A 22,074-nucleotide genomic window follows, 5' to 3' on the forward strand; every position below is an offset into this window, starting at 1 on the left:
TATAAGCAACAATTTCTCTACATTCAAGGAGGTCATTCTCATGATTCAATTTACGTATACCATCCAGGATCCCCAGGGCATCCATGCCCGTCCCGCCGGCATGCTGGTGAAGGAAGCCGCCAAATTCCAGTCCAAATGCAGTGTGGCCGGCAATGGCAAGACCGGCGACCTGAAACGGATTTTCTCCCTGATGGGCATGGGCATCAAGGCTGGCATGGAACTGACGGTTTCCGTGGAAGGCCCGGATGAAAAAGAAGCGGCTGCCGCCCTGGAAGCATTTCTGAAAGCCAATCTGTAAGGAGGATTGTCCATGAAGGTTGTACAAGGGAAGGGGGCTTCCGCCGGGGTGGCCGTGGGCCCGATCCTGGTGAAGCCGGTGGAACGGCAACCGGAAATCCACCTGGACACCTGTCTGGATCCCCAACAGGAACTGAAACGGCTCCAGGCTGCCCAGCAGCAGGTGATCCAGACCCTGGAAGGGTTGAAGGAAAAAGCCCGGCAGCAGGTGGGAGAAGAGGAAGCCGGCATTTTTGAAGTCCATCAGATGATGGTCCAGGATCCGGATCTTTGTGACACCATCCAGGGACTGATCCAGGAAGAGCACATGACGGCGGAAGCTGCTGTCCGGGAAGCAGGCAGCCAGTTTGCCGCCATGCTGGAAGCCATGGACGATGAATACATGCAGGCCCGGGGCGCCGATGTACGGGCCATCTGCGGCCAGCTGGAAGATGCCCTGTCCCAGGGCGGACGGAGCTGGACGGAACTTCTTACCCAGCCTTCCATCATCTGCGCCGATGACCTGACGCCCAGTGAAACCCTCCAGCTGGACAAATCCCTGATCCTGGGCTTTGTCACCAGCGGGGGCAGCGCCAATTCCCATACGGCCATCCTGGCCCGGACCATGAAGATTCCGGCCATCGTCCATACGGAAATCGCCCTGGACGAAGACTGGAACGGAACTCTGGGGGCCCTGGACGGCAGCACCGGGAATTTCTGGCTGGATCCGGAACCCCAGGTGCTGGAACAGCTGAAGGAAAAACAGCTGCAGCACCGGGCGGCGGAAGACGCCCTGGAACAGTTCCGGGGCAGACCCACCTGTACGGCGGACGGCCGGACCATTGCCCTGTACGGGAACATCGGCCAGCCGGAAGACATCGATCTGGTACTCCAGAATGACGGGGAAGGGGTGGGCCTGTTCCGCAGCGAATTCCTCTATCTGGGCCGGGAAGACTATCCCACGGAAGAGGAACTGTTTGAAGCCTACTGCACGGCGGCCCAGGAACTGGAAGGCCGGAAGCTGATCATCCGGACCCTGGACATCGGGGCGGACAAAAAAGTGGGCTATTTCCAGCTGCCGGAAGAGGAAAATCCGGCCTTGGGCTTTCGGGCCATCCGGATCTGCCTGAAACGGCCGGAAATCTTCCTGACCCAGTTGCGGGCCATTCTCCGGGCTTCTGCTTATGGGGAAGTGGCGGTGATGTTCCCCATGATCATTTCCGTGGAGGAAGTGAAGGCGGCCCGGGCTCTTCTGGAAGAAGCCAAAGCCGGTCTCCGGGCAGAAGGGATCCCCTTTGACGAAAAAATGGAAGTGGGGATCATGATCGAAACCCCGGCGGCAGCCCTGATCAGCGATGATCTGGCCCGGTATGTGGATTTCTTCAGCATCGGGACCAACGATCTGGTCCAGTATACCCTGGCGGTGGACCGGCAGAACGCCAGTCTGGAAGAACTGGGGAAAGCCAGCCACAAGGCGGTGCTCCGTCTCATCGACCTGACCATCCGGAACGGTCATGCCGGAGGCTGCTGGGTGGGCATCTGTGGCGAAGCGGCGGCAGATCCGGAACTGATACCGTATTTTGTGGCCATGGGTGTGGATGAACTGAGCATGTCCGCCGGGAAGATCCTCCAGACGCGGAAACTGATCAGCACCCTCCATGGGGCATGAGAAGGGAGGTACAGGACCGTTGATCGATCTGGATCTGAAACAGGCGGCGGACAAGGCCATTGCCCTCCAGCCGGAGAAACGGGTCCTGCCTTTCCTGTACAAGGATCAGGCCCTGTTCATCAAGCGAAAAGTATCCAACCACCGGAATGCATTTGCCAAACAGAGTGTGGAAGGGGCGTTCTGGTGCGAAGTGTATAAAATCATGACGGTGAACCAGTATTTTCCCCTGGCACCGGAAATCGTCCTGCTCCAGGATGACTATTTTGTCATGAAGGCGGTGGGCAAGACTCTCCAGGGGGTGGCCAAGGAAGCTCCCTGGGCGGACTGCCGGCTGGAAGCCTACCGGAAGGCGGGAGAAAGCCTGGCCCGGCTCCATCAGATGGGGCTCCACCACGGCCGTCCGGCCCTTCGGGATATTGCCTATGACCGGGAGCAGGACAAAATCACCTTCCTGGACTGGGAAAACGAAAAGCGGTTCATTGACGCGGATCCCCGGGTACTGGACCTGTTCCTGTTTGTGCACAGCTGTTTCCGGGAAAAAAGCTGGAAGGACAGGAGCCTGCTGGAGACGGCCATGAAAGCCTACTGCAACAGTCCGGTAGGACGGGATATCCTGCGCCAGGCCAAAGCCCTGATCGGGAAATACCGGACGGCGTTTGCCCTGTGTGAAAAACTCCGGTGTTTCGGCTGGCGGGATGTGAACAGCCTGGACGATGCCCGGAAATTCATCCTGGAACGGGAGTAAAGGAGAAACCATGCATTTTGGACCTCGATTGGAGGCGGTGGCGGCCCTGGTGCCGCCCTGCCGGACCCTGGCTGATATCGGGACGGACCATGCCTATCTGCCGGTGCTGCTGCTCCAGGAAGGAAAAATCAACAGGGCCATTGCCGGGGATGTGGTCCCCGGTCCCTGTGAGGCGGCCCGGCACACGGTACGGCAGTTCCATCTGGAAAACCGGATCACCGTGCGTCAGGGCAGCGGGCTGACAGTACTGGCCCCGGGAGAGGCGGAAACGGCTGTGATGGCCGGAATGGGAGCAGAAACCATGCTCCAGATTCTGGCAGAAACCCCGGAGGTATGGCAGCATCCCGGATTCCGGCATCTGGTGCTCCAGCCCATGAGCGATTCCGCCCGGCTCCGCCGCTGGGGCCAGGAGCATGGCTGGGCGGTGACCCGGGAAGAACTGGTCCGGGAAGGGAAACGGTTGTACGAACTGCTGCTGCTGGAACCCTGTCCCGGCTGGCAGTATCCCGGCTGCTGCTGGGAAGTGGGGGACGACCTGCTCCGCCGGCATCACCCGCTGCTGCCGGATTTCCTGGCGGAAAAGAAAAAGAAAATCCGGATGCTGCTGACCCAGATGGACCGGAGCGAACGGGCCCGGGCCAGCCGGCAGTATGGAGAATATGAGACTCTGTGGAAACAACTGGAGGAAATGGAACGTGGAAACGGAAGAAATGGAAAGTAAGGAAACGACCGTAACCGACATCTGCCTGTTCATGAACGAACTGGCACCGGTGAAATATGCGGAAAGCTGGGACAATCCCGGCCTGCTGCTGGGACATCTGGCCCAGCATGTGCACAAGATCATGGTGGCGTTGGACCTGAGCCCGGAAGTGGCGGAACAGGCCATCGAACAGGAATGTGACATCATCATTACCCATCATCCCTATTATTTCAGCCTGCCCAAGACCCTGGCGGTAACGGATACCAAGATGGAAGTGCTCTATGAGCTGATCAAACACGACATCGCCCTGTATGCGGCCCACACCAACCTGGATGCGGCCAAAGGCGGGGTCAACGATGTACTGGCAGCCCGGCTGGGACTGGATGAAGTGACGGAGATCCCCCGGAAGGACTGCCCGGAACAGGGACTGGCCCGGATCGGGGTCCTGGATGAACCCATGGCCCTGAAGGATTTTGCCGCCAAGGTCCGGGATGACCTGGGAGCTGAACACCTGACCTACGCCGGCGGGGACGAACCGGTGTACAAAGTGGCCGTGGTGGGCGGCAGCGGTGCGGATTTCATGGAAGACGCCCTGGCCGCCGGAGCGGATACCCTGGTCACCGGGGATCTGAAATACCATGTGGCCCAGAAGGCGCTGAATCTGGGACTCAATGTGGTGGACGGCACCCATCAGCTGACGGAAAGCCCGGTGGTGGACAAGCTGGAACAGGTACTGCAGGCCTGGTGTGAAGAATCCGGCCGTCATTTTGCAGTGATCCGTGCGGAAGAAGACCGGATCCTCCAGACGGTATAAGGGGCGGCTGTCATGATCCGAGATCTGCAGCTGGGGAATGCCATGGAACAGCCCTGTCTGGTCCGCCTCCAGAAAGTGGGGACCTCCTCCAACGGAAAGCCCTATGCCAAGGGCCTGCTGGAGGACAACAGCGGCTGCATTCCCTTTATCTGTTTTGAAGCTGGCCCCATCGGCCGGCTCCGGACCATGGAAGCCCCCACACCCTATATAATCGGGGGCAAGGTGGATGTGAACAAATATTCCACCACCATGGCCTACCAGGTGATCGTCCAGAAGGTCCAGGCGGTGACGGAAGAGGACGATTTGTCCGACCTGCTGCCCAGCGGCCACATCGATCTGGAAAAGTACAAGATGGAATTCCAGGCCTTTATGGGCCGGATCCAGGATGACGGGCTGCGGGAGCTGGTGGAAACCCTGTTTTCCGGGAGCACCCTCCGGCAGTTTTTGAAGAACCCGGCAGGGATGCGGCTGCACCATGCCTACGTGGGAGGTCTTCTCCACCATACGGTGTGTGTTACCCGTCTGGCGGTGGCCATGAGCGGAGCCATCGGAGGGGTGGATCTGGACCTGGTAATTGCCGGGGCCCTGCTCCATGATCTGGGGAAGATCCGGGAAATTTCTTCGGATCTGGGCTTTCCCTACACCACGGAAGGCCGGCTCATGGGGCATATTTCCATCGGAGCCATGGCGGTGGACCGGGCTGCCCGGAAAATCCCGGAACTGTCTCCTGACAAACGGGAACGGCTGCTCCACATCATCCTGAGCCATCATGGGGACCAGGACAAGGGATCTCCGGTGGTTTGCGTTACCAAAGAAGCCTTTATCGTCCATTATGCGGATGAAGTGGATTCCATTATGAATCAGTTCCACGAAAAAGAACGGAGCGAAACCTGGGAATACGACAAAATGTTACAGCGGTACCTGTGGAAGGTTTGACGGATTGCCCAACCTATGGTATCATTTCAAGCTGTGAGTGCGGAAAGATAATCGCGGCAGCCCTTGTGGCTGATGAGGAAAGTCCGAGCTCCGCAGGGCAGGATGCTGGATAACGTCCAGTGGGGGCGACCCTAAGGAAAGTGCCACAGAAAACAAACCGCCGGCTCGCCGGTAAGGATGAAACGGTGCGGTAAGAGCGCACCAGCGGTCAAGTGATTGGCCGGCTTGGTAAACCCCATCCGGAGCAAGACCAAATAGGGAAGGGATGAAGCGGCCCGCTGAGCCTTCCGGGTAGCGTTGCTTGAACCTGCAGGCAACTGCAGGGCTAGATAAATGATTATCCTAGACAGAACTCGGCTTACTGAGCACTCACAACCTGAAAAAGTACCTTGTGCCTGAGGCACGGAGGAGGAAATATGATGGAAATGATGCATATCGGCAGTGCAGATGCTTTTGACAAACTGGTGCAGTCCGGGGACAAACCGGTACTGGTGGACTTCTGGGCCACCTGGTGCGGTCCCTGCCGGATGCTGGCACCGGTGATCGAAGAACTGGCCGGGGAACATCCGGAAGTCCAGTTCGCCAAGCTGGATGTGGATCAGGTACCGGATGTGGCCATGCGTTTTGGCGTGTCGGCCATTCCCACGGTGGTACTGTTCAAAGCCGGGAAGGAAGTCCAGCGCTTTGTAGGGGTCGAACCCAAAGGAGCGTATGAACAGGCTCTGGCAGCTCTGTAAAAAGGAGAAGACGCTGCATGAAAAAGATTTCTTTTGTCGTGCCCGTCTTCAATGAAGAGGAAAATATCCATGAGTTTCACAGGCGCCTTACGCAAGTAATGGCGCCTTTGCCGTATGACTATGAAATCCTGTTCATTGACGATGGATCCAGGGACCGGACCAGTCTGCTGATCCGGGAACTGGCGGAAAAAGATTCCCATGTCCAGGGGTATGTGTTTGCCCGGAACTTCGGCCATCAGCTGGCCCTGACCTGCGGTCTGGACCAGTCCACCGGGGACGCGGTGATTTCCATGGACGGGGATCTTCAGCATCCTCCGGAAATGGTGCCGGACCTTCTGAAAAAATGGGAAGAGGGCTATGAAATCGTCCAGACCGTGCGGAAATCCACGGAGGACGCTACCTGGTTCAAAAGTATAACGTCCCGCTTATACTACAAACTGATCAATTCCATGAGCGAGGTCCGGATCACTCCCGGGGGCAGCGACTTCCGGCTTATGGACAGGAAAGCGGTGGATGCCCTGAACCGGTTCCGGGAACGGGCCCGGTTCATCCGGGGCATGGTGAACAACCTGGGGTTCCGGTACACCACCCTGGAATTTGTGGCGCCGCCCCGGTTTGCCGGCCATTCCAAGTTCAGCCTGCGGAAAATGCTCCGATTTGCCCTGGACGGAATTACGGCGTTTTCCCGGGTGCCCCTGCGTCTGGCTCTGTATGTGGGGTGCATTGCCGGGCTGGGCAGCATCCTGCTGATCGGTCATGTCATTTATGTGAAATATATCGTCCAGGATGCGGTGCCCGGGTGGACCACTTTGGCTGCAGCAGAGTTCTTCCTGGGAGGCGTGGAGCTGATCGGCATCGGTATTGTGGGGGAATATGTGGGCCGGATCTTCGATGAAGTGAAGCAGAGACCTTTGTATATTATTCGTGAACATATCGTGAAAAATGGTAACAGCCGATAGACAGGAAATAAGAGAATTGTTATAATAAGAGCCGGCAAAACTAAATAAAAAAGCCGAATCACAGCAATGTGAACGGGGGAACCAAAGTGGGGTTAATTTCTTCGGAATAGGGCATCTCGACCCGCACCCGGCAGCTAACTTCGTAGGCGTAATCGAGAGGATGTGTTTATTATATTTAGGAGGATGATGCTTGGCGTAGTGCTGGCAGCGGCGACCACCGCAGCAGTGGCATTACCTGCGCAGAACGTATTTGCCAGTTTCAAACCAGGTCAGTCGGGACCGGAAGTGGCAGCCATCCAGGAACAGCTCCTGATGGAAGGCTATGACATCGGGATCCCTGACGGGGTCTATGGAGCCCGTACCGTGGCTGCGGTAAAGAAATACCAGGCCAGCATGGGGCTGGCGGCAGACGGGGTCATCGGGAACTTCACCTACAAAAAGCTCATGGGCAGAGAAATGCCCACCCACCGTACGCTGAACACCAACCGGGGATATGGCAGCAGCTATGGTTATGGCAGCAGTACGGCCAGAGAGCTGATCAGCACCGCTTACGATTATGTTGGGGTGCCTTATGTTTTCGGGGGGACCACCCCCTGGGGCTTTGACTGTTCCGGATACACCCAGTATGTATTCCGGCAGATGGGAATCGAAATTCCCCGGACAGCGGATGCCCAGTATTATGCTTTCCCGAAAGTTTCTTCCAGCGAGCTGGAACCGGGAGATCTGGTGTTTTTTGAAACTTATGAACCGGGCCCGTCCCACTGCGGCATTTACATCGGCAACGGTCAGATGCTGCAGGCCGGGAGCAGCACCGGTGTCACAGTATCCAATGTGTTCAGTGGATACTGGGGCGCAAGATATATCGGAGCGGCACGAGTCCTCTAAGTCCGCTTGCCCGTCAGGGAAGATTCCCTGGCGGGTGTTTTTTTTATAAGAACGCAGCCCTGGAGGCTGCTAGCCCACCACCATTGCGCAAGCGCAACGGTCCCCCGCCCTTGAAAAGGGCGGATATAAAACAGGGATCAGGACCGGAGCGGGGTTGGTGCCGGAAGCTCGTGCATCTGGTGGGGCAACCGGCCTGCGCACCCTGCGGTCCTGTGCCCTGCACTCTTCATTCCCCCCGCAGTTTGCACTATACACTGATATAGTGTAAAATAAAAGGTAAAATATCAAATACCCAGCATCCTGGATGCTGCAGCAATAGGGTGAAGACTATGGAACACCATGAAACTGAATCGACAGAAATGTATCTGGAAACCATCCTGGTCCTGAAAAACCGGCTGGGGCTGGTCCGGTCCATCGACATTGCCAACGAAATGGGCTATTCCAAGCCCACCATCAGTGTGGCCATGAAGAAGTTCCGGGCAGAAGGCCTGGTCACCGTGGACGATTCCGGGTTCGTGAACCTGACGGAAACCGGCCGGGACATTGCGGAAGGAATCTACGAGCGGCACCAGGTGCTGACCCACATCCTCATGTCCCTGGGGGTGTCCCGGGAACACGCGGAACACGATGCCTGCAAGATCGAACACGATATCTGCGACGAAACCTTCGAGGCATTGAAAAAGGAATACGTCCGCCTGCGGGCGAAGAAGTGAGAGAGGGGTGCTGCACAGAAGGTGCAACACCCCCTTTTATTGACACATTATGGTATAATGAAAAAATAGAGTGTCAATGATTCTGCGCTCTGGTTTGGGATTTCCGCCCTGCGGGATCCTTTGAATCCGGCAGTTTCCTGCCAGAAGAGAGAGGACTGTCTATGAACAAACAACAGACTGTATTGATCGCGGATGACGAACCGCAAATCCGTGAGATCTTAAGCATTTATTTCAAAAAAGAGGGATTCAAGGTCATTGAAGCGGCAGACGGTGCCGAGGCTCTGGTGCAGGTCCAGGCCGGGAAACCGGACATCATCCTGCTGGACATCATGATGCCGGTACTGGACGGGCTGGAAGTGTGCAAACAGGTCCGGAAGATCTCCGATATCCCCATCATCATGCTCACTGCCAAGGATTCCGATGACGACCGGATCCTGGGGCTGGAAATCGGAGCGGACGACTACATTTCCAAACCCTTCAACACCCGGGAAGTGGTGGCACGGGTCAAGGCCGTGCTCCGGCGGACCAATGCCTCCATGAGCAGCCAGAACAAGCAGGTGCTGGAATATCCCAACCTGATGATCAACCTGAGCGAATACCGGGTGGTGGCCTTCGGACGGGAAATCACCTTTACCGCCAAGGAAATGGAACTGCTCTGGTGCCTGGCCTCCAACCCGGGAATCGTGTTCAGCCGGAACCAGCTGCTGGAAAAAATCTGGGGCTATACCTATTACGGGGACACCCGCACCGTGGATACCCACATCAAACGGGTCCGGCACAAGCTGGATATTCCCCCTGATTCCACCTGGGACATTATGACGGTCTGGGGTGTAGGGTACAAGTTCGAGGTCAAAAAGTGAAGAAATCATTAAGCACCAGGCTCATGTACAGTTACATGGGCCTGATTCTGGCTATTATCGTGGGGATTTCCGTGGGGCTCAGTTACCTGATCACGGAATATTTCTTCCGGACCAAGGAACTGGAACTCAATGACAAGGGCGGTCAGGTGGCCATGATGGTCCGGTATTTTGACGCCATGCATATGGACAAGGCCATCCTCCGGGAATACCTGACCTCCATGGACCAGCTGGTGGGGGCACGGATCTGGGTATTCAACAACCAGTTCGAACTGATCGGGGCTTCAGAAACCGGTACGGAATACGAACAGACCCATGAGCCGGGGAGCTCCAGGCAGGAACGGGAAGCCAGGCGGCGGGAAAAATGGATGCAGAGCGTGGCGGCCATCGACCGGCAGATCAGGGAAAACGGGAACGGCCATGAACGGTTCCAGAAGATCCTCACCAAGGTCTACAGCGGGGAACGGGTCAACGAACGGATCTATCACCCCTACTACAAGGAACAGGTACTGATGGTGGGGATTCCCCTGAAAGACCCGGTGGGCAATGTTACCGGCGCCCTGCTGCTGGCTTCTCCCCTGGGCGGACTGAACAAGGTCCTGAAGGACATTTACATTTACACCCTCATTGTGGGGATCATCGCTCTGTTTGTCAGTGTGATCATCGTCAGCGGGCTCACCCGGCGGATGGTCAAACCCCTGATTTCCATGAAGAACTCCGCCAAAGCCATCGCCCTGGGGGATTATTCCCTGAAAGTGGCGGTGGACGGAGATGACGAAATTGCAGATCTGGGCCGGAGCCTGAATTCCCTGGGCCGGGATCTGGAACAGTTTGTGCTGAAGAGCCAGAAAATGGAAAAGATGCGCCGGGATTTCGTGGCCAATGTGTCCCATGAACTCCGGACCCCCATTACCATTATCCAGGGTTATAATGAAGCCCTGTCCGACGGAACCATTACGGATCCGGAGGATGTGAAGAAATACCGGAAGCTGATCAACGATGAAACCCGGCGTCTGGAACGGCTGATCAATGAACTGCTGGATATCAGCCGGCTCCAGCGGGGAGAAGGGGAGGAAATGGAACCCATCCCCCTGGGCAAAGTGGTGGAAAGCGTGGTGAACATGCTGGAAGGCCGGGCCAAAAAACGGGACATCCGGCTGGAACAGTATGTGGATGACAGCCTGCTGGTCTATGGCAACGGGGACCGGCTGTACCAGCTGGTGATGATCCTGGGAGACAATGCCATGAAGTATTCTCCGGACAGTTCGGTGATCCGGTTCCAGGTGATGGAAAATGGACGGAAAGGGACGGTGCTCACTGTGGCCGACCAGGGCTTCGGGATCCCGGAAGAGGATATCCCGTACATCTGGGAGCGGTTCTATAAGGCGGACAAATCCCATTCCCGGCATATCCCCGGAACCGGGCTGGGACTGGCCATCGGCAAGGAAATTATCCGGATGCACAAGGCCAAGGTCCAGGTCCAGAGCAAGGTGGGCAAGGGTACGGCTTTTGTGATCACCTTCCCGCCCTATGCGCCTCAATCCAAGGTGGATCCGGATGGGGCCCATGAAGCGGAAGTGGTGGAAGATGTCCATCCTTTGCCGGAAGATGATACTGTAGAACAGGAAGGAGAGAACCGGAATGAATAAAAAAACGGCAATCCTGTCAGCCTGTCTCTGCCTGGGTTTTGCACTGACGGCCCGGGCCGGGGCCTGGGAACCGGATGACCTGAACCGGGAAGAAGCGGCCCTGGTGGGTTTCTATCAGGGCAACGGAGAACAGGTGGCGGTCCGGGAAAACAAGGGCCGGCTCCAGCTGCTGTACCGGTTCCAGAGCGGGGACCGGGATTACACCGGCAGCAATGTGTATCAGCTGGTAAAGAACCATTACGACAATTACGAACTGCGGGAAGTGGGGCCCAATACCGATGCGGACAGCACGGTCCGGTTCGACCGGGACAAGAACGGACAGGGGATCAGCCTGAACCTGGGACAGAAAAGCTATACCCGGAAATTCACCGGAGGAGAGAACGGCAAACCCATCCGGGTCAATCCGGCCAAACTCCTGGAAGAACTCCGGAAGGAAGCGGCGGCCGCCGCGGCTCCCAGCCTGCCCTATGACAAAACTGCGGAGCTGGTGGACCTGGCCCGGACGGTGCCAGGACTGAAACTGGATCTCCGGTACACCACGGACAACAATCTGTTCGGGGCGCCGCTGGTGCTCAGTTCCCAGGTCCTGCTGGACCGGAACGCAGCCCAGGCCCTGGCCCGGGTGCAGACAGGATTGAAACCCTATGGATACGGTCTGGTGGTCTGGGAAGCCTACCGGTCCTGGCGGGACTTCAAGCTGGCCACCCTGGCCCTGGGCAAAGAGCATGCCGATATGCTGCCCAAGGCGGAAGAAGGGTATTCCCACAATTCCGGCCGGAGCCTCGATGTGAGCCTGTACAGCCTGGAAACCGGGGAAGAGGTGCCCATGATCTCGGATTTTGACGAACCGTCCCCGGCCCAGTACGCCCAGTTTGCCGGAGGTACCCAGAAGCAGCGGTACCTGCGGGATCTTCTTCGGCAGCAGATGACCCTGCAGGGGTTCACCGCCAGCGATATGGAGTGGTGGCATTTCGATTATGATGCAGGAAACCGGTATCAGGTGCTGAATCAGTAAAAAGGAAGCCAGCTGGTGCTGGAGTAGAAGGGAGACGCAGCCGGGCGTCAGCTGCGTTTCCGTTCTTAAAATTTGTCTGCAAATTTTCTCCTTTTATGGTAGAATTAATAAGATATGAATCTATTTTTAGGAGGTTCAAACAATGAATGTCTATGATGAAATGAACAATCTCTGCAAAGCCATTAAGGAATCCCATGAATATAAAGTGCTGGTGGAAGCCAAGGGGAAACTGGCCACGGATTCTTCTGCCGAATCCATGGTGAAGGATTTCCTGAAACAGAAACAGGAACTGGAAATCGCCCAGTACCAGGGCCAGAAACCCGATGATGCGAAGGTGAAGAAGATGCAGGACCTGTACAATGTGCTGCAGCTGAACCCGGTGGCCGGGGAATACATCCAGGCCTATATCCGGTTCCAGATGATGTTCGGGGATCTGTCCAAGACCCTCAGCGATACCTTAAAGGAAGTCATGGACTGATGACCATGTCCGGTTTACTTTCCTTTCTGGAAGAACGCCTGCCGGGCAAATTCCAGATCAATGCTCCCATGGAACGGTACACCACCTTCCGGGTGGGCGGCCCCGCCGACCTGCTGGTGGAACCGGAAACCCGGGAGGAAGTGTGCAGCCTGCTCCGGGAAATCCACACCCAGCAGGTGCCTTTGACGGTGATCGGCAACGGGTCCAACCTGCTGGTCCTGGACAAAGGGATCCGGGGCTGTGTGGTGAAACTGGGCAGCTGTCTGAAGCAGCTGACCATCCAGGGCTGCACCATCCGGGTGGAAGCGGGGGTGCTCCTGTCCCGGCTGGCTTCGGCGGCGGCCGAAGGAGGACTGGCGGGGCTGGAATTCGCTTCCGGGATCCCCGGCAGTCTGGGGGGAGCCATCTTGATGAACGCCGGCGCCTATGGCGGCGAAATCGGCAACCTGGTCCGCTCTGTGACGGTGGCGGACGGTGGGGGAGAACTCCGTACCCTGAACCGGGAGGAAATGGAATTCCGGTACCGTCATTCCGCTGTCATGGACAGCGGGGACATCATCCTGGGGGCCACCCTGGAACTGACCCGGGATGATCCGGATGCCATCCGGGAACGCATCAGTGAATTGACCCGGAAACGGGTAAGCAAACAGCCTTTGAATTTCCCCAGTGCGGGAAGCACTTTCAAGAGACCTCCAGGATATTTTGCAGCGGCACTCATCGACCAGGCCGGCCTTCGGGGCTACCGGGTGGGGGATGCCCAGGTATCGGAAAAGCATACCGGTTTTGTGGTGAACCGGGGCCACGCCACGGCCTCGGAGATCCTCCAGCTGATGGACGATGTACGGGAAAAGGTCCACGCCATGAGCGGCGTGTGGCTGGAACCGGAAGTCCGGATCATCGGCGAAAAGTAACCATCTGTTTTCCGGGAAACGCCTTCCGCGACGCTTCCTTGGGATCGTATCCTGGAAGGAGTCAAGTGAATTCTTATGAATAAGGGGTATATTTTCGTCCTTGTAACTGCGTTCCTGTTTGGGACCATGGAAACGGCGCTGAAATTTTTTGGCGGTATGTTCCATCCCATCCAGATCACCTTCCTCCGGTTCCTGATCGGGGGACTGGTGCTGATGCCCATGGCCTTCAGCGCCCTGAAGAAAAAGAATGTCCAGCTGAACGGACAGGATCTGAAGTTCTTCCTGTTTTCCGGCTTCCTGGGGGTCGTGGTCAGCATGATCCTGTACCAGATGGCCATTGTCTACGGGAAGGCTTCCGTCAACGGGGTCATCTTCAGCTGCAATCCGGTGTTCGTGGTGCTCTTTGCCTATTTCCTTTTGGGCGAGCCCATTGACAAGCTGACCATCTTTTCCCTGATGGCCAGTTTCGCCGGCATCGTCTGCATCGTGAACCCGGTGAACATGACCGGCAGCCAGCTGAGCATCATCCTGATCCTGCTGTCCGCCATGACTTTTGCCCTGTACGGCATTGCCGGACGGAAACATGCCCAGCGCTACGGAGGCATTGCCATGACCAGTCTCAGCTTCCTGTGCGGTTCTTTGGAGATGCTGGTGCTCATTGGCATTTCCACCTTTGCGCCGGTGCGGGACCTGATGCTGTCCCTGGGGCTGAAGGTGTTTACGGACATCCCCATCCTGGGGGGACTGACGGCGGCCCATATCCCGCCTCTGGCCTACATCGCCGTAGGGGTCACCGGTCTGGGCTATGCCAGCTATTTTCTGGCCATGGAATATACGGATCCGGCCACGGCTTCTCTGGCCTTTTACATCAAGCCCATCCTCACCGCCTTCATGGCCTGGCTGGTCATTGATGAACCCATTACGGTGAATATGATCGTGGGCATTGCCCTGATCCTGTTTGGCTCCTGCCTGTCCATTATTTCCAAACGGAAAAAGGCAGCCTGAAGAAAGGAACTGTCATGAACTTTAAATTCGTCCACAACAACTTCAATGTGCTGGATCTCCAGAAATCCCTGGCTTTCTACAAGGAAGCCCTGGGCCTGGAAGAAACCCGGCGGATCGAAACCCCGGATTTCACCATTGTGTATCTGGGAGACCACCAGACCAGCCATCTGCTGGAACTGACCTGGTTGAAAGACCGGAAGGAACCCTACAACCTGGGGGACAACGAATTCCATCTGGCCTTTGAGACCGATGATTTTGCCGCCGCCCATGCCAAACACGAGAAAATGGGCTGCATCTGCTTCGAAAATCCGGCCATGGGGATTTACTTCATCACGGATCCGGACAACTACTGGCTGGAAATCCTGCCGCCGAAAAAATAAGGGGAGAATATGATGGGAAGTTTTTTGAAAGAATTTAAAGCGTTTGCCCTCCGGGGCAATGTGGTGGACATGGCCGTCGGTGTCATTATCGGGGGTGCTTTCGGGAAGATCGTATCTTCTGCCGTCAATGACATCATCATGCCGCCGCTGGGGATCCTGATCGGCGGGGTGGATTTCTCCGATCTGTTCCTCAACCTGTCCAGCAAGAAAGTCAGCACACTGGCGGAAGCCAAGGCAGCCAATCTGCCGGTGATCGCCTATGGCAGCTTCATCACCAATGTCATCGATTTCATCATCATGGCCTTTGTGATTTTCTGCCTGATTTCCCTGCTGAACCGGTTCAAGAAAGAAGAACCCAAGGCAGAACCAACCCTGTGTCCGTTCTGCAAAATGCCGGTGGATCCGGAAGCAACCCGGTGCCCCCACTGCACGTCTGAAATTCCCAAGAAATAACCGGCCGGGCTGGTCAGGCGTTTTTGCCGGACCAGCCGGCTTTTTGCGTAAATATCACTACAGGAGGATGTTCCATGAACGTATTGGATGTACTGGAAGAACGGGGATACCTGAAACAGATGTCCCACCCGGATGAAATCAGAGAACTGCTGGGAAAGGAAAAGATCACCTTCTATATCGGCTTTGATCCCACCGCGGACAGCCTCCATGTAGGGCATTTCATCGCCCTGATGGTCATGGCCCATATGCAGCGGGCCGGCCACCGTCCCATCATCCTGCTGGGAGGCGGCACCGGCATGGTGGGGGACCCCAGCGGCAAGAATGAAATGCGGAAGATGCTGACTCCTGAATTCATCAACCACAATATCGAATGTTTCAAGAAACAGATCGGCCGGTTCATCGACCTGTCCGAAGGCAAGGCCATTGTGGCCAACAACGCCGACTGGCTGCTGAAGCTGAACTATGTGGACATGCTCCGGAGCGTGGGGGTCCATTTCTCCGTGAACCGGATGCTGGCCGCCGACTGCTACAAGACCCGTCTGGCCAGCGACAACGGGCTCACCTTCTTTGAAATGAACTATATGATCATGCAGGCCTATGACTTCTATACCCTGCACAAAAACTACAACTGCGTCATGGAACTGGGCGGGGACGACCAGTGGTCCAACATGATTGCCGGGGTGGAACTGATCCGCCGGAAAGACCGGCAGCCGGCTTACTGCATGACCAACACCCTCCTGACCAACAGCCAGGGCCAGAAAATGGGCAAGACCGTGGGCGGCGCCGTATGGCTGGATCCGGAGAAATTCTCTCCTTACGATTTCTACCAATACTGGCGGAATATCGATGATGCGGATGTGGAAAAATGCCTGGCCCTGCTGACCTTCCTGCCCATGGAGGAAGTCCGCCGTCTGGGAGCTCTCCAGGGAGCGGAAATCAACGAAGCCAAGAAAGTGCTGGCTTACGAAGTGACCAAGATCGTCCACGGGGAAGCCGAAGCGGAAAAGGCCAAAAACGCCACGGAAGCCCTGTTCGGATCCGGCAGCAACCTGGACAATGTGCCCACCATCACCGTCCGGAAGGACGAATGGGGCTGCCGTCTGCTGGATCTCCTGGCAGAAAACAAGGTGATCGCCACCAAGAGCGAAGGCCGCCGGCTGATGCAGCAGAACGGCCTTTCCATCGATGATGCCAAAGTCACCGACGTGGATACCCTGGTGGACGACGCCCTGTTCGCAGACAAAGAAAGCCTGATGCTGCGGAAAGGGAAGAAGAAGTACTACCGGTTGGTAAGGGGATAAAAAAATGGGGCTATTGCGTGAGCAACAGCCCTGTCAACGGTCAGCTGACAAAAAAGGAGTACTGCACGCTCATGTGCAGTACTCCTTTTTCATTTAAGTTCCTTCTTCGCGATTTTCCCCGTTGCCAGGTGGGGCATGGTTTCCAGCTGACGGAAGACCCGGGGGACTTTGTAGATGGCCAGATTCTGCTGCAGGTATTTTTTCAGGGCCCTGGGGTCCACGGTTTCCCCTTCCCGGACCGTGTAGAAGCAGCATCCGGCCTGGCCCCGGAGCTTGTCCGGGATGCCGATGACCGCCGCTTCGTCGATGCCCGGGTAGGCGTAGACCAGTTCTTCGATTTCCCGGGGATAGATGTTTTCCCCCATGCTGATGATCATATCCTTCAGCCGGTCCACGATCCGCAGGTATCCGTCCTGATCTTCCACCACCACATCGCCTGTGTGGAGCCATCCGTCCACCAGGGCATCTGCCGTGGCTTTCGGCAGATGCCAGTAGCCCAGCATTACATTGGGTCCTTTGACCAGCAGTTCGCCCCGGCTGCCCTGGGGCATTTCCCGGCCCTCCGGATCCACCACCTTCACCTGGATCTCCGGCAGGGGCAGGCCAATGGTGCCGCTTTTCACCTTCTCCGGGGGATTGACGGACACCACCGGCGAAGCTTCCGAAAGGCCGTATCCTTCAATGATGGGCTGATGGTACCGGGCTTCGAAAGCCTGGAGAAGGGAAAGCGGCATGGCGGTGCCTCCCACCACGGTGTACCGGACGGAGGCCAGGTCCTCCGGCTGTCCTCGGCGGACCAGCAGGGAACAGAGGGAAGGCACCAGGTACAGCACCGTCAGCTGCTGGTCCCGGATGAAATGGACAATGTCCTTCAGGTTCACGCTGTCATACAGGAAGATGGAGGCTCCCACCAGCAGTGGATTGATCAAGGCGGTGATCAGGCAGAAACAGTGGTACAGGGGCAGCACTGCCAGTACCCGGTCCTCTGGGGTGATGCGGAGGATTTCCTGGAACTGGCGGGCGTTGCAGGTCACATTGGCGTGGGACAGCAGAGCCCCTTTGGGCCGGCCGGTGGTGCCGGAAGTATAGATGATGAGGAAAGGCTCCTGGTCCGTGAAGGTTTCCGAAAGAGACGGCGCTTCCGGGGCCGGGCTGTCCAGATACCCGTCCAGAGGCAGCTGGCGGATGGATCCCTCCAGATCCGCTGTGGCTTCCAGGGCGTTCCAGGCAAAAGGATTACCGGTATAGAGCAGTAAACTGGACTCAGAATCCCGGAGGATGAATCCCACTTCCCGCTGGCTCAGCTGGCTGTTGATGGGTACGGCAATGGCGCCCAGGGAAGCCAGGGCCAGATAAGCAACGATGTAGTGGACGGTTTTCCGGGAAAAAATGGCAACACGGGTCTGCTGCCGGATCCCCTGGGCATACAGGGCATTCCGGCATTGACGGACCAGAGTACGGAGATCCAGGTAGGTATAGGAACGGCCCTGGTCAAAGACCGCCAGCCGGTCCGGTTCACCAAAGGACAACAGATGGTGGACGAGCATGGTAAGGCCTCCTTTTATCAGATTTCTCTTTCTATTGTACCGTGAAAAAAGAAAATAGGGAAGAGTGAAGAGGGAGGCCGGGATGGGGTTATTGCACGTTCTGTGCAACAACCCCCTGGTCGTAGAGACGCATAGCGGCTTAAGTCTGGAGCCTGAAGGCTGGAGCCAAATATTGAATTTGCAGGCAAATTTTTGAATATGCTGCAAAAACTGGTTGCCGCATACCGCAGGCAGCAGTCCCTTTTTCTTTCTCTTTCCTTCATGGTATAATGAGGAAAAAGTCATGCTAATCACTTAGCTTGACAGGAGGGAGGGGACCATGGAGCAATTTTTACAGGAAATGACAGAGCTCCTACCGTTCCTGCAGGAACCCCGGTTTGGCATTCCTCTGCCTGTATTGTATCTGATCATAATGATCGGGGTGATCCTGTGGGGTGGGTCCCTCCGGGAACGGATCTTCCAGCTGGGGGCCCGGGAGGCGGTGGGCTGGAGCATCTGGGTGTGGCTGGTCTGGCTGACCATCCGGCTGCTGCGGCTGACCCTGATTACCGGCTGGGCTGCCCTGGCCCGCCTGCTCTGGTACGGCTATTATCCCTGCATGGGGCTGCTGGCTTTTCTGGTGGTCTGGATCAGCTATGCCAGCAACCGGACCCCGGAAGACAGGGCTCTTCCTCGCTGGCTCCAGGGCCTGCTGCTTGTTGACCTTCTTTTAGCCGGGCTGGCCCTGACCAATGACTGGCATCAGCTGGTGTTCCAGATCCAGCCCAGTACCAATCCCCACCAGGATATCTATACCTATGGATTTGTGTATTACCTGATCCTGTTCAGTTATCTGGCCCAGCTGCTTCTGGCCAATGGATGGCTGTGCTGGAGGGCTTTCCGGGAAAAAATCAGTCTGGAGAGGCTGTGGCAGCCCTTTACGGTCATCCTGCTGTACGGAGGATACATTGCCAGCTATATCCTGCGGGTTTCCTGGATCTTCCGGAGTGAACTGGTCCTGTGGACGGCATTTTTCGGTTTCTTCTGGATGGAAGCCCTGCTCCGTTCCCGGCTGCTGCCGGGGAACAGTCAGTATCGGGACTGCTTTCTCCATTCCCGCCTGGGGCTGACCATCCTGGACCGGCAGGGACGTGTGGTGTACCAGTGCGAACAGCTGCCCGTCTCTCCGGACGGAGACTGGCAGCGGCGGACCATGCCCATTTCCGGAGGGCAGGTGGTATGGTACCAGGATATGGGAGAACTGCGCCAGAAGAAGAAAAAACTGGAACTGACGGCCCTGACCCTCCAACGGGTCTACCGGCTGCGGCGGAACTGGGAAAAAATCCGGAGAGAACGGATCCATCAGCAGACCCGGCAACGGATCTATGAGGAAGTGGAGGGCATCCTCCAGACCAGAGGTCCTCTTTTCCAGCAATATGCCCGGGCCCTGGCACAGGCGGAAGGGGGCCCTGAGGCCCGGCAGCTGGTGGCCCGGCTCAATGTGCTGGCCTGCTACCTGAAGAAGCAGTGTGTGCTGCTGCTCCGGGGACGGGAAGACAACTGTCTGCCGGTCCGGGAACTGCAGCTGGCGGTCCGGGAACTCTGCCATTACCTGGAACGGACCGGGGTGAAGACGCTGGTGGACGATCGTCTGGAGGGGCAGCTGCCGGTGACAACGGCCCTGGCTTTCTTCCAGCTGCTGGAGGAGGCTTCGGAAGAGGCGGTGCGCCAGGGGGAAAGTTCCCAGATCTGCTGCTTCAAAGAAAGTGAGAAGGGATGGGAGCTGTCCCTGCTCTGGGATCCCCGGCCCTGGGTCCGGGAATTTGTGGCGCAGCATCAATCTCGTTATGGCAGGGGCCTGTTCTGCCGGGAACTGGAATACGGGAGCAGTCTGGTTCTTCAGCACCAGAAGGGGGACGGATCATGGTAGATTTTGTGAAGCTGGGACCCCTGTTTCACCGGGTGCTGGTGCTGCTGGGCTTTGTGGGGCTGATGAGCCAGAGCCTCCTGATCTATTTCCTCCAGCCCCTTCCCCGGTTCCGGTTTCGCCGCCGGAAAGCGCTGGAAGGGGTGATCCTGGTCCTCCTGATCCTCCTGGAAAGCGATCTGATCCAGGATATCCAGCTGAGCCGGGAAGAGCCCTATGGTACGGGGTTCCGTCTGGTCCTTGGCGGCAGTCTCCTGGTGCTGACCCTGTGGCAGCAGGGAGATTCAATCAGGTGTCTGTCCCTGTGCCTGGCCGGAATGGCGATTCTGCCCTTTTTCGACGGGAGCTATCCCTGGGAGATGGGCCTGGCCCTGGGGCTTTTTCTGGTGCGGTCCCTGGATCTCCTGCCGGAAACCATCCAGGAAAAACGGATGCAGATCACGGAGTATTCCATTCAGGAAGCCATTGATTCTTTAGAGGAAGGGGTCCTGATCTCGCTGGCCAGCGGCGAACCGGTGCTGATGAACCGGGCCCTGTTCCGGTATACGGAAAGTGTCCTGGGGGTGGGGATCCGGAACGGCAATATGCTGTGGCACTTGCTCCAGGAAGTCCGCAGGCCCGGGCTGCATCGGGAAAACCAGGGCAGAGGGCTGCTTTTCCGGCTGCCGGACGGCCGCTGGCTGCTGTTCCAGCGGGTCAAGATCTATTTCCAGGGGCAGTCCCACTGGCAGCTGACTGCCAGTGATGTCACGGAACTCCAGCGGCTGAACCAGTCCCTGGACCAGCAGAACCGGCAGCTGCAGCAGAAAAATGCCGAGCTGAAGGAACTGCTCCAGCATGTCCAGGAAATCCAGAGCCGGGAAACCCTCCGGGAAATCCGGATCCGGATCCATGATCTGATGGGGATGCGGATCAGCCTGCTCCAGCAGGTATTGAACAACAGGAATTTTGCCGATTACCAGCGAATCATGCCCCTTTTGGTCAGCATGCTTTCTGATGTGCGGCAGGAAATCCGGGTGAAACCCCAGGTGCGGCTGGCTGAACTGGTCTCTGTGTACCGGAAGCTGGGGGTACTGGTCACCGTGCGGGGAAATCTGCCGGAGGAGGAATGGAAAGGGGAACTGTATGTGCAGATCATCCGGGAAGCCCTGACCAATGCCGTCTGCCATGGGCGGGCCAGCCAGGTGGCTCTGGTCCTGGACGAAGAAAACCTTCTGATCCAGGACAATGGACTGGGCTGCACCGGACCCGTCCAGGCAGGAGGCGGGCTTACCGGGATCCGGGAAAAAGTGGAAAGCCGGGGCGGGAAACTGGACGTTTCCGGGACCCCTCATTTTATACTGAAAATCCGTTTTGGGACGGAAGAAAAGGAAGGGACGAACGATGATCCGTATTCTGCTGGTGGATGACCAGAAAATCCTGCTGGATGGGCTGGCCAGGCTGCTGGAACCGTATGAAGACCTGGAGGTGGTGGGGCAGCTGCCCTTTTCGGAAATGGTGGAAACAGCCTGCGGCCGGCTGAAGCCCCATGTGGTACTGATGGATATCTGCATGGAAGGGAAGACCAGCGGGATCGAATGTACCCGGAAGATCAAAAAGCATTTTCCCCAGATCAAAGTCATCATCATGACCGGTTTCCAGGATGTGCATTTTGTGGAACTGGCCCAGGAGGCGGGGGCGGACAGTTTCATCTACAAAGAAAGTGCTGCAGACCAGTTCGTGGACTGCATCCACCGTACCATGGAGGGGGAGCATCTGTTCCCGGATGTCCAGGAACGGACCACCTTTGGATTTTACAACGCCACCCTGACCCAGCGGGAAATCCAGATCCTGCACCTGGTCTGCCAGAACCTGAGCTATCAGGAAATCGCCGACCGGCTGCAGCTGACCCGCCGGACCGTCAGCTTCCACATCAGCAACATGCTCAGCAAAACCGGCCACAAAAGCCTGGTGGGACTGGCTGTGGAAGCGGCAGAGAAGGGGTATGCAGGGAGGGAGTAGGTCTGTTGCTGGGGCAACAGACCCTGTCAGCAGTCAACTGTCAACTGCCGAAGGAAGCCAGTAAACTGGCTTTGAACAAGGGCAACAATTGGATAAATCGTACCTGTAGGGGCAGCAGGCCCGGCTGCCCGCCAAAT

The 22,074-nt window shown here is 57.1% G+C and carries 23 protein-coding genes, 1 other RNA gene and 1 riboswitch; of the genes, 23 read left to right on the top strand and 1 reads right to left on the bottom strand.

Going from position 1 to position 22,074, the window contains the following annotated elements:
* The first annotated feature begins 40 nt into the window (after positions 1 to 40).
* The 20 genes from ACFER_RS04260 (at position 41) to tyrS (ending at position 16,483) form a co-directional block, all read left to right on the top strand.
* Positions 41 to 298, top strand: a complete 258-nt coding sequence (locus ACFER_RS04260) for an HPr family phosphocarrier protein (RefSeq protein WP_012938187.1) — start codon at positions 41 to 43, stop codon at positions 296 to 298.
* 12 nt (positions 299 to 310) lie between these two features.
* Positions 311 to 1,945, top strand: coding sequence for a phosphoenolpyruvate--protein phosphotransferase (gene ptsP, locus ACFER_RS04265; protein ID WP_012938188.1), 1,635 nt, complete (start codon positions 311 to 313; stop codon positions 1,943 to 1,945).
* A gap of 19 nt (positions 1,946 to 1,964) precedes the next feature.
* Positions 1,965 to 2,690 carry a BUD32 family EKC/KEOPS complex subunit gene (locus ACFER_RS04270; protein WP_012938189.1) on the top strand — a complete coding sequence of 242 codons (726 nt, stop codon included), beginning with the start codon at positions 1,965 to 1,967 and terminating at the stop codon, positions 2,688 to 2,690.
* Between the two features lie 10 nt (positions 2,691 to 2,700).
* Positions 2,701 to 3,411 carry a tRNA (adenine(22)-N(1))-methyltransferase gene (locus tag ACFER_RS04275; protein ID WP_012938190.1) on the top strand — a complete coding sequence of 237 codons (711 nt, stop codon included), beginning with the start codon at positions 2,701 to 2,703 and terminating at the stop codon, positions 3,409 to 3,411.
* Complete coding sequence (locus ACFER_RS04280; protein WP_012938191.1) at positions 3,386 to 4,204, top strand: Nif3-like dinuclear metal center hexameric protein; 819 nt, start codon at positions 3,386 to 3,388, stop codon at positions 4,202 to 4,204. Before ACFER_RS04275 ends, ACFER_RS04280 begins: the two co-directional genes overlap by 26 nt.
* A 12-nt stretch (positions 4,205 to 4,216) precedes the next feature.
* Positions 4,217 to 5,140: a 3'-5' exoribonuclease YhaM family protein gene (locus ACFER_RS04285; RefSeq protein ID WP_012938192.1), complete on the top strand. Its 924-nt coding sequence runs from the start codon at positions 4,217 to 4,219 to the stop codon at positions 5,138 to 5,140.
* Positions 5,141 to 5,173: 33 nt separating this feature from the next.
* Positions 5,174 to 5,517, top strand: an RNA gene (rnpB, locus tag ACFER_RS10925) — RNase P RNA component class A.
* A 42-nt stretch (positions 5,518 to 5,559) separates the two neighbouring features.
* Entirely contained in the window at positions 5,560 to 5,877 is a 318-nt protein-coding gene (trxA, locus tag ACFER_RS04290) for a thioredoxin (protein WP_012938193.1), read from the top strand.
* A gap of 17 nt (positions 5,878 to 5,894) precedes the next feature.
* A complete protein-coding gene (locus ACFER_RS04295; RefSeq protein WP_012938194.1) occupies positions 5,895 to 6,836 on the top strand; it encodes a glycosyltransferase family 2 protein in 942 nt (313 codons plus the stop codon).
* Between the two features lie 41 nt (positions 6,837 to 6,877).
* A riboswitch (cyclic di-AMP (ydaO/yuaA leader) is annotated at positions 6,878 to 7,000 on the top strand.
* 22 nt (positions 7,001 to 7,022) lie between these two features.
* The gene (locus tag ACFER_RS04300) at positions 7,023 to 7,721 is read left to right on the top strand and encodes a C40 family peptidase (RefSeq protein WP_012938195.1); all 699 of its coding nucleotides are present in this window, start codon (positions 7,023 to 7,025) and stop codon (positions 7,719 to 7,721) included.
* Between the two features lie 329 nt (positions 7,722 to 8,050).
* On the top strand, positions 8,051 to 8,434 hold the full coding sequence (locus ACFER_RS04305) for a metal-dependent transcriptional regulator (RefSeq protein WP_012938196.1): 384 nt from the start codon (positions 8,051 to 8,053) through the stop codon (positions 8,432 to 8,434).
* Between the two features lie 161 nt (positions 8,435 to 8,595).
* Positions 8,596 to 9,294, top strand: coding sequence for a response regulator transcription factor (locus ACFER_RS04310; protein ID WP_012938197.1), 699 nt, complete (start codon positions 8,596 to 8,598; stop codon positions 9,292 to 9,294).
* The gene (locus ACFER_RS04315; RefSeq protein ID WP_012938198.1) at positions 9,291 to 10,940 is read left to right on the top strand and encodes a sensor histidine kinase; all 1,650 of its coding nucleotides are present in this window, start codon (positions 9,291 to 9,293) and stop codon (positions 10,938 to 10,940) included. Before ACFER_RS04310 ends, ACFER_RS04315 begins: the two co-directional genes overlap by 4 nt.
* Complete coding sequence (locus ACFER_RS11215) at positions 10,933 to 11,955, top strand: M15 family metallopeptidase (RefSeq protein ID WP_012938199.1); 1,023 nt, start codon at positions 10,933 to 10,935, stop codon at positions 11,953 to 11,955. The genes ACFER_RS04315 and ACFER_RS11215 overlap by 8 nt, the downstream gene beginning before the upstream one ends.
* A 142-nt stretch (positions 11,956 to 12,097) precedes the next feature.
* Positions 12,098 to 12,433, top strand: a complete 336-nt coding sequence (locus ACFER_RS04325) for a YlbF/YmcA family competence regulator (RefSeq protein WP_012938200.1) — start codon at positions 12,098 to 12,100, stop codon at positions 12,431 to 12,433.
* Positions 12,433 to 13,344 carry a UDP-N-acetylmuramate dehydrogenase gene (gene murB / locus ACFER_RS04330; protein WP_012938201.1) on the top strand — a complete coding sequence of 304 codons (912 nt, stop codon included), beginning with the start codon at positions 12,433 to 12,435 and terminating at the stop codon, positions 13,342 to 13,344. The genes ACFER_RS04325 and murB overlap by 1 nt, the downstream gene beginning before the upstream one ends.
* Before the next feature lie 75 nt (positions 13,345 to 13,419).
* Positions 13,420 to 14,349: a DMT family transporter gene (locus tag ACFER_RS04335; RefSeq protein WP_012938202.1), complete on the top strand. Its 930-nt coding sequence runs from the start codon at positions 13,420 to 13,422 to the stop codon at positions 14,347 to 14,349.
* 14 nt (positions 14,350 to 14,363) lie between these two features.
* The gene (locus ACFER_RS04340) at positions 14,364 to 14,729 is read left to right on the top strand and encodes a VOC family protein (protein WP_012938203.1); all 366 of its coding nucleotides are present in this window, start codon (positions 14,364 to 14,366) and stop codon (positions 14,727 to 14,729) included.
* A 12-nt stretch (positions 14,730 to 14,741) separates the two neighbouring features.
* Positions 14,742 to 15,182 (top strand): large conductance mechanosensitive channel protein MscL, encoded by a 441-nt coding sequence (mscL, locus tag ACFER_RS04345; RefSeq protein ID WP_012938204.1) that lies wholly within the window; start codon positions 14,742 to 14,744, stop codon positions 15,180 to 15,182.
* A gap of 74 nt (positions 15,183 to 15,256) precedes the next feature.
* Positions 15,257 to 16,483, top strand: coding sequence for a tyrosine--tRNA ligase (tyrS, locus tag ACFER_RS04350; RefSeq protein ID WP_012938205.1), 1,227 nt, complete (start codon positions 15,257 to 15,259; stop codon positions 16,481 to 16,483).
* 89 nt (positions 16,484 to 16,572) lie between these two features.
* Here tyrS and ACFER_RS04355 read toward each other — a convergent pair whose 3' ends face one another.
* Positions 16,573 to 18,030 carry a class I adenylate-forming enzyme family protein gene (locus ACFER_RS04355; RefSeq protein WP_012938206.1) on the bottom strand — a complete coding sequence of 486 codons (1,458 nt, stop codon included), beginning with the start codon at positions 18,028 to 18,030 and terminating at the stop codon, positions 16,573 to 16,575.
* Positions 18,031 to 18,349: 319 nt separating this feature from the next.
* Between ACFER_RS04355 and ACFER_RS04360 the strand changes: the two genes are divergently transcribed.
* The 3 genes from ACFER_RS04360 to ACFER_RS04370 are packed head-to-tail and all read left to right on the top strand — an operon-like array spanning position 18,350 to position 21,937.
* A complete protein-coding gene (locus ACFER_RS04360; protein WP_012938207.1) occupies positions 18,350 to 19,939 on the top strand; it encodes a hypothetical protein in 1,590 nt (529 codons plus the stop codon).
* Complete coding sequence (locus ACFER_RS04365; protein ID WP_012938208.1) at positions 19,933 to 21,345, top strand: sensor histidine kinase; 1,413 nt, start codon at positions 19,933 to 19,935, stop codon at positions 21,343 to 21,345. The genes ACFER_RS04360 and ACFER_RS04365 overlap by 7 nt, the downstream gene beginning before the upstream one ends.
* A complete protein-coding gene (locus ACFER_RS04370) occupies positions 21,320 to 21,937 on the top strand; it encodes a response regulator transcription factor (protein ID WP_012938209.1) in 618 nt (205 codons plus the stop codon). The genes ACFER_RS04365 and ACFER_RS04370 overlap by 26 nt, the downstream gene beginning before the upstream one ends.
* Positions 21,938 to 22,074: the final 137 nt, after the last annotated feature.

This window comes from Acidaminococcus fermentans DSM 20731, from assembly GCF_000025305.1.
In the GTDB taxonomy this organism is placed as follows: Bacteria; Bacillota; Negativicutes; order Acidaminococcales; family Acidaminococcaceae; genus Acidaminococcus; species Acidaminococcus fermentans.